Annotated in this window: 6 protein-coding genes and 1 pseudogene; 2 read left to right on the top strand and 5 right to left on the bottom strand. The window is 72.8% G+C overall.

Annotated elements, in window-relative coordinates:
* Positions 1 to 207 precede the first annotated feature (207 nt).
* A pseudogene (locus tag SSNG_RS10475) lies at positions 208 to 2,680 on the top strand (hypothetical protein); the annotation flags it as partial.
* A 63-nt stretch (positions 2,681 to 2,743) separates the two neighbouring features.
* Here the strand turns inward: SSNG_RS10475 and SSNG_RS10470 are convergent.
* From SSNG_RS10470 to panB, 3 genes are all read right to left on the bottom strand, one after another.
* Positions 2,744 to 3,592: an ABC transporter permease gene (locus SSNG_RS10470; protein ID WP_007263794.1), complete on the bottom strand. Its 849-nt coding sequence runs from the start codon at positions 3,590 to 3,592 to the stop codon at positions 2,744 to 2,746.
* Positions 3,589 to 4,611 (bottom strand): ATP-binding cassette domain-containing protein, encoded by a 1,023-nt coding sequence (locus SSNG_RS10465; RefSeq protein WP_042803256.1) that lies wholly within the window; start codon positions 4,609 to 4,611, stop codon positions 3,589 to 3,591. The genes SSNG_RS10470 and SSNG_RS10465 overlap by 4 nt, the downstream gene beginning before the upstream one ends.
* Before the next feature lie 329 nt (positions 4,612 to 4,940).
* On the bottom strand, positions 4,941 to 5,801 hold the full coding sequence (gene panB, locus SSNG_RS10460; RefSeq protein WP_007263792.1) for a 3-methyl-2-oxobutanoate hydroxymethyltransferase: 861 nt from the start codon (positions 5,799 to 5,801) through the stop codon (positions 4,941 to 4,943).
* 306 nt (positions 5,802 to 6,107) lie between these two features.
* Here panB and SSNG_RS10455 point away from each other — a divergent pair, with 306 nt between their 5' ends.
* The gene (locus tag SSNG_RS10455) at positions 6,108 to 7,136 is read left to right on the top strand and encodes an endonuclease/exonuclease/phosphatase family protein (RefSeq protein ID WP_042800843.1); all 1,029 of its coding nucleotides are present in this window, start codon (positions 6,108 to 6,110) and stop codon (positions 7,134 to 7,136) included.
* Positions 7,137 to 7,208: 72 nt separating this feature from the next.
* Here the strand turns inward: SSNG_RS10455 and SSNG_RS10450 are convergent, their stop codons facing one another.
* Positions 7,209 to 8,963: an NAD+ synthase gene (locus SSNG_RS10450; RefSeq protein WP_007263790.1), complete on the bottom strand. Its 1,755-nt coding sequence runs from the start codon at positions 8,961 to 8,963 to the stop codon at positions 7,209 to 7,211.
* Between the two features lie 82 nt (positions 8,964 to 9,045).
* Complete coding sequence (locus tag SSNG_RS42000; protein WP_050779590.1) at positions 9,046 to 10,416, bottom strand: DUF4190 domain-containing protein; 1,371 nt, start codon at positions 10,414 to 10,416, stop codon at positions 9,046 to 9,048.
* Positions 10,417 to 10,691 lie beyond the last annotated feature (275 nt).

Genomic DNA, 10,691 nt, shown 5'->3' with positions numbered 1-10,691 from the left:
AAAAAAAAAAAAAAAACCGCCCAGGAAACAAGGCCAAAGAAAAAGGAATCCATAAAACAAAAAGCCCCAAACGCCCCCCCCCCCACCCCCCGTTATCCCGAGGAAACTGGCGGGGCTTCGGTTAGAACCCAGTTTGGTACGGGGCGGGAAGGAAGAAACATCCGGGTTAATCGGTGACCAACCCTGGGCAGGGGCACGGCTGGTTCAACCATATTGGGGCCCCGGGCGGGGCCGGGAAAAACGCGGCTTTCGCAAGGAGGCCGCCGAGACCCACGCCCGTACCGCCGGCGACGGCGACGGCTGGCCCGACGGGGTGTGGTTCGTCGAGCTCGCGCCCGTGGAGGATCCCGAGGACGTCCCCGAGGCGGTCCTCGCCGCGCTCGGCGCCCGCGAGACCAAGCTGCGCGGCGCCGCCGCCGAGGAACTGCGCGCGCTCACCGACCGCGGCGGGGACGACCCCCTCGAACGGCTCGCCGAGCACTGCTCCCGCCGCCGGATGCTGCTGCTCCTCGACAACTGCGAGCACGTCATCGGCGCCGCCGCCCACCTCGCCGAACGCCTCCTCACCCACTGCCCCGGCGTGCGGATCCTCGCCACCAGCCGGGAACCCCTCGGCGTGCCGGGGGAGTTCCTGCGCCCCGTCGAACCCCTGCCGGACCCCGTCGCGCTGCGGCTCCTCGACGACCGCGGGGCCGCGGCCCGGCCCGGGTTCAGCGTCGCCGCGGACCCGGCCGCCGCGGCCGAGATCTGCCGCCGCCTGGACGGCCTGCCGCTCGCCATCGAGCTGGCCGCCGCCCGGCTGCGGCTGCTCACCCCCCGCCAGATCGCCGACCGGCTCGACGACCGGTTCAAGCTGCTGACCGGCGGCGCCCGCACCGTCCTGCCCCGCCAGCAGACCCTGCGCGCCGTCGTCGACTGGTCCTGGGAGCTGCTGGACGAGCCCGAACGGGCCGTGCTCCGGAGGCTGTCCGTCTTCGCGGGCGGCTGCGACCTGGAGGCCGCCGAAGCCGTCTGCGCGGGGGCCGACGACGACGTCGACGTCGCCGACGCCATGGCCACCCTGGTCGACAAGTCCCTCGTCGTCGCCGCCCCAGGCCCCGCCGGCGACATGCGCTACCGCCTCCTGGAGACCGTCGGCGAGTACGCCGCCGAGCGCCTCGCCGAAGCCGAAGCCGACGCCGACGCCGACGCCGGCGGCGACCGCGCGGCCACCGAGCACCGCCACCTCGTCCACTACCGCGAACTCGCCCGCACCACCGAACCCCTGCTCCGCGGCCACGGCCAGCGCGCGGCCGCCGACCGGATCGCCACCGAGTACGAGAACCTCCGCAGCGCCCTGCGCCGCGCCGTCGCCACCCGCGACGCCCACGAGGCGCTGTGCCTGGTCCACTCCCTCGGCTGGTACTGGCACATGCAGGACCTGCGCGCCGAGTCCCGGCACTGGTCCGACGCCGCCGCCGGACTCGGCCCCGACCCCTTCCTCCCGCCCCACACCCCCGCCGAGCCCGTCCACGAACGGCTCGTCGACTCGCCCCCGCCCTACTCCGGCGAGGTGCTCGCCGAGGGCTGGCGCGCCCTGCACCTCGTACGGCTCGCCTCCCGGGACCAGACGAACACCGACTGGGACAGCCCGGAGGTCCGCGAGCAGGTCGCCGGGGTGCTCGCCACCTACCGGCCCGGCCTCCCGCAGACCTGCCGCACCCCGGCCTCCCTGTGGATCTACGCCGTGATGATCGCCGGGGACCCGGGCCTGCTCAAGCGGGTCGTGGACGCCACCATCGACACCGCCCGCGAGCTCGGATACCGCTGGGAGCTCGCCTCCGGCCTCCAGCTGAGGGCCAACATCCTCGCCAACCGGGCCGACTGGGCCGGCGACGCCTCCCGCGACGCCGACGAGAGCCTGGCCCTCTTCCGCGAGCTCGGCGACGACTGGGGCTGCGCCGAGGCCCTGTCGGCCCGCGCCGAGTCCCGGGAGAAGCGCGGGGACTACGACCTGTCCGCCCAGGACTACCTCGCGGCGATCGAGCACGCCGAACGCCTCGGCGCCAAGGCGCAGGTGACGGTGCTGCGCGTGCGGATGGCCGGCTCCCTCGTCGAGAGCGGCCGGATCGAGGAGGCCGAGCGGATCCTCACCGACACCCTCACCACCACCGTGCGGTTCGCCAACGAGTCCGTGCCCGCCGCGCGCATGTTCCTCGCCTCCGTCTACGGACGCACCGGCCGGATCCCCGAGGCCCGCGAACAGATCCGCTTCCTGCGCGAGGAGTTCGCGATGGGCGCGTTCGCCGTCTTCGACGTGTTCCTGCTCTCCACGACGGCCTGGCTGGACAACAAGGAGGGCAAGTACGAGGACGCCCTCCGGCTCGCCCGGGAGGCCGCGGGGGCCGTCCGGCACCCGCTGGCGATGATGGTCGCCCCGTACATGCCGGCCCTGTACCTGCTGACGGCCGCCGTGGCCCGGCTGGGCCTCGGCGGCCCGGAGCGCGCGTACGAGGCCGCCCGGCTGGTCGGTGCCTACCGCGCCCAGCTGCCGGCCGGGCACGTCCCGGTCTCCTCCGAACGCGAGGACGCCGCCCACACCGAGGAGGGGGCGCGGGCGGCGCTGGGCGACGCGGCGTACGAGGCCGCGTACGCCGAAGGCGGCGGCCTCTCCCTGGAGGAGGCCACCGCCCTCATCTGATCCGGCCGGCTCCCCCGTGCGGTGCCGTCCGGGACGCGATCCGGACGGACCGGCCGCCCGGGATCAGGTCTTCTGGCGGAACTTGCGGACCGCGATCGGCATGGTGACGGCGGTGATGCCCACCGACCACGCCAGGGTGATCCACACGGAGTTGCCCAGCGGAGTGCCGTTGATCAGGCCGCGGGCCGCGTCGGCCAGGTTGGACAGCGGGTTGACGTCGGTGAAGCTCTGCAGCCAGCCGGGCATCGTCGTCGGCGGGGCGAAGATCGAGCTGCCGAACTGGAGCGGCATCAGGACGATCATCGCCATGCCCTGGACCGCCTGGGCGGTCTTCAGGGTCAGACCGAGCAGGATGAAGATCCACATCAGCGAGGCGCCGAAGACGGCCGACAGCCCGATGGCGAGGAACAGGTCGAGCACCGAGGACTTGATGGACAGGCCCAGGACGAAGCCCACGGTGAGCAGGATCGTGATGGCAACCATCATCCGGCCGAGCTCGACCACGATCTTCGCGATGAGGACCGAGGACCGGGCGATGGGCATGGACCGGAAGCGGTCCATCACGCCCTTCTTGAAGTCGTCGTTGACGCCGGTGCCGACGCCCATGGCGATGTTCATGCCCATCATCGCCATCAGGCCCGGTACGACGTAGTTGACGTACTCGCCGTTGTTGCCCTTGCCGGAGATCGCGCCGCCGAAGACGAACACGAACAGCAGCGTGAAGATGATCGGCATGAACACGACGTCGAACATCGACTCCGGGTCCTGCTTGATCTGGAGGGCGTTGCGGCGGACGAGCGCGCCGATGTGGCGCATGTTGCCCCGCAGGCCGATCCGGCCCTCGCCGGGCAGCGGGGAGGCGGCCGTGGCGGCCGCGGTGGTGCTGGGCTTCGTCGTGGTTACGGTGCTCATGCCGCGACCTCCTGATCCGTCTCGGTCTTCCGGGCGGGCGCGGCGTCCTCGGCCTTCTCCGGCTTCTGGCCGGTGATGGACAGGAACACCTCGTCCAGGCTGGGCAGGTACGTGCCGATGTCGGCGATCGCGTACCCGCGGGCGGCCAGCAGGCCGACCACGGCGGTCAGCTGCTCGTCGCTGAGGATCGGCACCAGCAGCACGCCCTCGTCCGGCACCGCCTGGGAGCCGGCGACGCCGTCCAGGCCGGTCTCCGCCAGCGCGCGGGCCATGCCCGGCAGGTCGGACGCCTCCACCGGACGGATCCGCAGGGTGCGGCCGCCGACCCGGGCCTTCAGCTCGTCGACCTTGCCCTTGGCGATGACCTTGCCGCGGTCGATGACCGTCAGCTCGTTCGCGAGCTGCTCGGCCTCCTCCATGTACTGGGTGGTGAGCAGGACGGTGGCGCCCTCGGCGACCATCCGCTGCACCTCGTCCCACACCTCGTTGCGGGTGCGGGGGTCCAGGCCGGTGGTCGGCTCGTCCAGGTAGAGCACCGCCGGACGGCCGATCATCGAGGCGGCCAGGTCGAGCCGGCGGCGCATGCCGCCGGAGTAGTTCATCGCGGCCTTCTTCGCGGCCTCCGTGAGGGAGAACCGCTCCAGCAGCTCGTCCGCGCGGGCCCGGGCGTCCTTGCGGGACAGGTCCAGCAGCCGGCCGATCATGTAGAGGTTCTCCCAGCCGGAGAGCTTCTCGTCGACCGAGGCGTACTGGCCGGTGAGGCCGATCGTGCGGCGCAGCTGCCGGGGCTGGCGGACCACGTCGAAGCCTGCGACGGTGGCGGTGCCGGCGTCGGGGACGATCAGGGTGGACAGGCAGCGGACCAGGGTGGTCTTGCCGGCGCCGTTCGGGCCGAGGACACCGAGCACGGTGCCCTCGCGGACGTCCAGGTCGACCCCGTCCAGGGCCTTGGTCTCGCCGTAGTGCTTGACCAGCCCCCGCACTTCCACGGCGTTGGGCTTCTTGTCGTTTCGCGTCATGTCCACCATGGGACCAGCCGCCACTGACAAAGCTCCGACAGCCGACCGACAGCCCACCGACGGCCGAGCCGACTTCGAACGACAGCCCGCCGACGGGTCTGTCGGCGGGCTGTCGGCGGCTGTCGGTACCGGTCGTCCGGTGGCGCCGGCCGGCGCTCGCGGGACTAGGGGGTGTTGCGAAAGTCCCGCACGGCGCCCACGGCGCCCGGCACGCACTCTCGCCGCACCGGTCGAAGTCCCGAGTACGCCCAGTACGAGGGCCTTCGCCCGGCGCGCCGAGAGCACGCACCGGACACCGCGAGCACCGCACAGGACTTTCGCAACACCCCCTAGTGGAAGGCGTGCTCCTCCTGCGGGAACGTTCCGCCGACCACGTCCTCGGCGAAGGCCTTCGCCGCGTCACCCATGGTCTGCCGCAGGTTCGCGTACTGCTTCACGAAACGCGGCATCTTCCCGCCCGTCAGGCCCATCATGTCGGTCCACACCAGCACCTGCGCGTCGCACTCCGAGCCGGCGCCGATGCCGACCGTCGGGATGTGCAGGGACCGGGTGACCTCGGCGGCCAGCTCGGCCGGGACCAGCTCCAGGACCACCGCGAACGCGCCCGCGTCCTGCGCCGCCTTCGCGTCGCGCAGCAGCTGGTGCGCGGCCTCGTCGGTGCGGCCCTGCACCCGGTAGCCCATGGCGTTCACGGACTGCGGGGTCAGGCCCAGGTGGGACATGACCGGGATGCCGGACTGCACGATCAGCTCGGTCTGGGGCAGCGAGCGCTCGCCGCCCTCCAGCTTGACCGCCCCGACACCGGCCTCCTTCACCAGCCGGGTGGCGCTGCGCAGCGCCTGCACGGCGCCTTCCTGGTAGGAGCCGAACGGCAGGTCGCCGACGACCAGGGCACGGCTGGTGCCCCGTACGACGGCCGCCGACAGCAGGGTCATCTCGTCCATCGTCACGGGGACGGTGGTGTCGTAGCCGAGGTGACAGTTGCCCATCGAGTCACCGACGAGGATCACCGGGATGCCGGCCTCGTCGAACACGGACGCCGTCATGGCGTCGTACGCGGTGAGCATGGGCCACTTCTCGCCGCGCTCCTTGGCGAGCATGAGGTCGCGGACGGTGATCCGCCGGGTGCCCGTGCCTCCGTACAGGGTGGGGGAGGCGGCTTCGCGGGCAGGCGAAACGGCATGCGTCATTGCAACTGCTCCTTGTGTCATCTCGAGGCGCCCTCACGGCGTCCCCGGACTCACCCACCATGGTGGCACTGGTCCGGCCGTCGGCGGAAGTGGCGGAGCCGCGACGCGCTGACCCGTCCGTCACACTCCCGGCCCGCCTCCGGGCGCGCCGGAGCCAATGTGCGCGTTTCGTGACAACCGGAACCCTTGCCGCACGGCCGTTCGTCCTCCCGGTTGTACGGCCGCGAGGTCGGCACGGAAGGCTCCCGTCATCGCCTAGGGTCAAGGGGCGGGGACGGAGCGCGAGCACGGCAGCGAGGAATGGGCATGGCACAGGCGTACATGACGGAGACGGGGAACGGCGGCTCCGAGCCCGGGCCCTCCGGATCCGGACTGAAGCGCCGGCTGGCCGAGCTGCGCCGTGACCGGGGCATCTGGAAGCGCGGGATCGTCACCGCCGGGTTCGCCGCGCTGATCTCGCTGATCATGATCTTCCACGCGGAGCTGCCCAACGACGTCGGCAACCTCGGCAGCCTCACCGAGACCTTCCTGCCCTGGCTGGGCGTGTTCGTACCGGTGCTGCTGGCCATCGCGGTGATCCGCAAGTCCGCGACCGCCCTGATCGCGATACTGCTGACGGCCGCGGTCTGGGTGAACCTCTTCGGCGGCCTGGTCACCGACAAGTCGGGCTCCGGCGGCAACCTGACGGTCGCCGCCCACAACGTGGACGCCGACAACCCGGACCCGAAGGGCACCGCCGAGGCGGTCGCCAAGTCGAAGGCCGACGTCCTGGCCCTGACCGAGCTCAAGGCGGGCGCCGTCCCCGTCTACGAGAAGGCCCTCGAAGGCACGTACAAGTACCACGCGGTCGAGGGCACGGTCGGCGTGTGGAGCAAGTACCCGCTGACCTCCAGCAGGCCCGTGGACATCCGGCTCGGCTGGACCCGCGCCATGCGCACCACCGTCGCGAGCCCCTTCGGCGAGATCGGCGTGTACGTCGCCCACCTGCCCTCGGTCCGCGTCAAGCTCAACGCCGGCTTCACCGCCAACCAGCGCGACAACAGCGCCGACGCGCTCGGCGCGGCCCTCGCCGCCGAACCGCTGAAGAACGTCATCCTGCTCGGCGACCTCAACGGCACCATGAACGACCGCGCCCTGTCCGAGGTCACCTCGCAGATGCGCTCCACGCAGGGCGCCGCCGGCAACGGCTTCGGCTTCAGCTGGCCCGCGCAGTTCCCCATGGCCCGCATCGACCAGATCATGGTCCGCGGGGCGAAGCCGGTGGCCTCCTGGACCTTGCCGCGCACGGGCAGCGACCACCTGCCGGTCGCCGCCCGGCTGACCGTACGGAAGTAGCGGGAGCGGAAGCGGCGTCGGCGCCGGCCGCCCCCGGGTGGCCGGCCCCGGGGGCGGCCGGCCCCGTACGGCCTACGGCCGCTCGCGCCAGCCGTTGGTGATCGGCAGCCGGCGGTCCTTGCCGAAGCCCTTCGCGGAGATCTTGGTGCCCGGCGGGTACTGGCGGCGCTTGTACTCCGCGGTGTCCACCATCCGCAGCGTCTTCGCGACGAGCTCCCGGTCGAAACCGGCCGCGACGATCTCCTCCAGGCCCTGGTCCCGGTCCACGTACCGGGCGAGGATCGCGTCGAGCACCGGGTAGTCCGGCAGCGAGTCCGTGTCCACCTGCCCCGGCCGCAGCTCGGCGCTCGGCGGCTTCACGATCGAGTTCTCCGGGATGGGCGGGGTCTCGCCCCGCTCCTCGGCGGCCCGGTTGCGGTAGCGGGCGAGCCGGAAGACGTCGCTCTTGTACACGTCCTTGATCGGCCCGTAGGCGCCGACGGAGTCCCCGTACAGGGTGGAGTAGCCGACGGCCAGCTCGGACTTGTTGCCCGGGGCCAGCACGATGTGGCCCTCCTGGTTGGAGACCGCCATCAGCAGGGTGCCGCGCAGCCGGGACTGGAGGTTCTCCTCGGCCAGGCCGGTCAGGCCCAGCGAGCCCATGTAGGCGTCGAACATGGGTGCGATCGGGACGGTGCGGAAGTTCAGCCCGGTCCGCGCCGCGAGATCGGCGGCGTCGCCCTCGGAGTGCTCGGAGGAGTACTTCGAGGGCATGGCGATGCCGTACACGTTCTGCGCGCCGACCGCGTCGCAGGCGACGGCCGCGACGAGCGCCGAGTCGATGCCGCCGGAGAGCCCGATGAGGACGGAGCGGAAGCCGTTCTTGCCGACGTACGCGCGCAGGCCCACCACCAGCGCGTCGTAGACCTCCTCGTCGTCGTCCAGCCGCTCGGCGTAGCCGCCGGTCACGACCGGCTCGTACGCCTCCAGCGGCTCCTCGGAGAGGATCACGCGGTCGATGCGCAGGCCGTCGTCGACGACGCCCTCGGGGGCGTCGGGGCGCGCGGCCGGGAGGTCCAGGTCGACCAGGACGCAGCCCTCGGAGAACTGCGGGGCGCGGACGACGACCTCGCCGGCGGCGTCGACGACGATCGAGTCGCCGTCGAAGACCAGCTCGTCCTGGCCGCCGATCATCGCCACGTAGGCGAGGGTGCAGCCGGCCTCCTGGGCGCGCTTGCGGACCAGTTCGAGGCGTACGTCGTCCTTGTTGCGCTCGTACGGGGACGCGTTGATCGAGATCAGCAGTCCGGCCCCGGCGGAGCGGGTGGCGGGGACGCGGCCGCCCTCCTGCCAGAGGTCCTCGCAGATGGCGAGGGCGACGTCGACGCCGTGGACCCGGACGACGGGCTGGGTGTCGCCGGGCACGAAGTACCGGAACTCGTCGAACACCCCGTAGTTGGGCAGGTGGTGCTTGGCGAACCGCAGCACGACCTCGCCCCCGTAGAGCACGGCGGCGGCGTTCTCCGGGGAGCCGGCGGGGAGGCCGAGCCGGGGGGTGGCCCGTTCGCTGCGGTCGAGGTAGCCGACCACGACGGGGAGCCCGCCGAGCCCCTCGTCCGCCAGCCGCCGGGCCAGCGCGGTCAGCGCGGTACGGGAGGCGTCGACGAAGGACGCCCGTAGGGCCAGGTCCTCGACGGGGTAGCCCGTCAGCGTCATCTCCGGGAACGCCACCAGGTGGGCGCCCTGCTCGGCGGAGTGCCGCGTCCAGTGCACGACCGAGTCGGCGTTGGCGGCGATGTTGCCGACCTGCGAGTCGATCTGATTCAGAGCGAGGCGAAGTTGAGGCACGGGGCCCAGTCTAATCGTCTTTCTGACGCGATGTCCTGGCGATGTCCTGGGCCCCGGCCGTTCGGGGTGGTTCAGGGGTGGTTCAGGGGCGGGTCGGCGCCTGGTTGAGGGGGCCGCTGAACTTCGCCGGGGGCAGCATGACGCCGGGGGACAGTTCCACGCTGATGTGCGTGGTGCCCCCGGGCAGCTCGTACGCGGCACTGCCGGAGGCCGTCTGGCCGGGTTCGAGCACCCGGTCGACGCGCTTCGGCATCCGGCCGTCGAAGACGAGGTTGCCGGTGCTGCCCTTGCCGTCGCGGACCTCCGGGATCGCGTGGACGACGCGGAGGGGCTCGGTGGAGGTGTTGGTGATGGTGAAGGGCACCTCGACGGCGTTGACCACGTCGATCCACTTGCTGCCGCTGGTGTACTTCCGGGGCGCCTCGACGGTCACCTTGACGCCGTTGGGGTACGTGTACGTGCGGCCGAAGTCGAGCGGGGTGGTCATGCCGGGGCCCGGCGGGGGCGTGGGGTGCGGGTCCCCCTCCCAGTCCCCGCCGTCCTCCCAGTCCTCGTCCCAGTCCTCGTCCTCGTCCCAGTCCGGCTCGACCGAGGCGGCGTGGCGGGCGCGGTCGACGGCCCTGTCGACGAGGGAGACGGTGAAGAGCCAGCCGCCGACGCTCGCGCCGAGGCCGAGGACGCCGAGGGCGACGCCGAAGAGGGACATCACCTTGCGCGGGGCGCCGGCCCGGGCGCGCACGAAGGCGGCGATGCCGAGGGCGACGGCGGTCACCCCGAGGAGCGTGCCGATCCAGAACACGAACGGCACGAGGGCGACCGGCACCGCCACCAGACCCAGCACCAGCGCGGCGACGGCCATCCCGTTGGAGGGCGCCGGGGGCACGGGCTGGTACGCGGCGAATCCGGGGTGGCCCGGGTAGCCGGGGTAGCCGGGGTACGCGGCGTAGGGCGGAGTCGGGGCCTGCCCGGGCGGCCCCCACGCGGCGGCGGGCGGCGGGACGGCTCCGGGGGCGGGCGTCGCCCACGGGTTGAACTCCCCGCCCGGCGCGGGGGCAGCGGCGGGCCCAGGGGCCGGGGCCTCTGCCGGCGACGGGCCCGGCTGCGCGGGCGGGGCGGCGGGCTCCGCCGGGGCGGCGCCCTCCTGCGGGGTCTTCGTCAGCGAGGGCTTCGCCGGTTCCGGGGTCTCGGTGGGCGGGGTGTCCCTGGGCGGGGTGGCGGGCTCCGTCGGGGCGGCCCAGGGCTGCGGGGTCTTCGTCAGCGAGGGCTTCGCCGGTTCCGGCTCCGGGGGCCCGGCCGCCGGGGCCTCCGTGGGCGGGGTGGCTGGCTCCGCCGGGGCGGCGCCATCCTGCGGGGTCTTCTCCAGGGACGGCTTCGTCGGCTCGGGTATGGGCGGGGCCTCGGGCTCGGGCGGCGGACCGGACGGGGTCCCGGGCGGGTTCGGGGGTGTGCTCATACCTGGCGGCGTCCTTGGGGTCTGCGGCGTACGGGGCGGGGAACGCGGTGTACGGACGATGCGGGCAGACTGCCATGCCCCCCGGCCCCCTCCAAGCCGTTTCGGCCCCGGCCCCCGCACCGGCGAGCGGTAACGGCCGATGTGCCGGAATCGGGAACTCCGCCCGGGCCGGGCCCGGCCCGCCCGGACTCCGTACGGGGGACCCCCGGCACGTCCCGGCGGCGGCCGGGGAGACCCGCACCGTCCGGCCGTGATCCGCCGGGCACCCCCCCGGG

Origin of the sequence: Streptomyces sp. C, assembly GCF_000158895.1 — a bacterium.
Classification (GTDB): Bacteria; Actinomycetota; Actinomycetes; order Streptomycetales; family Streptomycetaceae; genus Streptomyces; species Streptomyces racemochromogenes.
The sequence above is the reverse complement of the archived record's forward strand: the minus strand, read 5'-3'. Positions and strand labels throughout refer to the sequence as shown.

Coding starts and splice junctions, on each gene's coding strand:
- SSNG_RS10470 (WP_007263794.1), bottom strand. CDS start 3,592: ATGAGCACCGTAACCACGACGAAGCCCAGCACCACCGCGGCCGCCACG.
- SSNG_RS10465 (WP_042803256.1), bottom strand. CDS start 4,611: ATGACGCGAAACGACAAGAAGCCCAACGCCGTGGAAGTGCGGGGGCTG.
- panB (WP_007263792.1), bottom strand. CDS start 5,801: ATGACGCATGCCGTTTCGCCTGCCCGCGAAGCCGCCTCCCCCACCCTG.
- SSNG_RS10455 (WP_042800843.1), top strand. CDS start 6,108: ATGGCACAGGCGTACATGACGGAGACGGGGAACGGCGGCTCCGAGCCC.
- SSNG_RS42000 (WP_050779590.1), bottom strand. CDS start 10,416: ATGAGCACACCCCCGAACCCGCCCGGGACCCCGTCCGGTCCGCCGCCC.